Raw genomic sequence first — 229 nt, 5'->3', positions numbered from 1 at the left:
CGCCAGCGCGTGGGTAAACGCCACCCGCCCACCCTTCGCCGCCGCATCGGCTTCGCTGTCCGGCTCGGACTGCCCGGCGCGGGTGGAGGCGATGTTGTTGATTGACCCGCCGGCCTGCGCGCGCAGCGCCGGCAGTGCGGGCTTGCTGCACAGGAACGCGCCGTGCAGGCTGGACAGGCGGCGCGGCCCTTCGGCCCGGGTCATCACCGCCAGCGGGGTGCCCTGCGCG

Annotated in this window: 1 protein-coding gene; it reads right to left on the bottom strand. The window is 75.5% G+C overall.

The features are described 5' to 3' along the window. The coding region (locus ACQG3P_RS25595; protein ID WP_426806609.1) for an SDR family NAD(P)-dependent oxidoreductase at nucleotides 1–229 on the bottom strand (229 nt) is incomplete at both ends.

Origin of the sequence: Stenotrophomonas sp. SrG (assembly GCF_050031795.1) — a bacterium.
Classification (GTDB): Bacteria; Pseudomonadota; Gammaproteobacteria; order Xanthomonadales; family Xanthomonadaceae; genus Stenotrophomonas; species Stenotrophomonas rhizophila_A.
The sequence above is the reverse complement of the archived record's forward strand: the minus strand, read 5'-3'. Positions and strand labels throughout refer to the sequence as shown.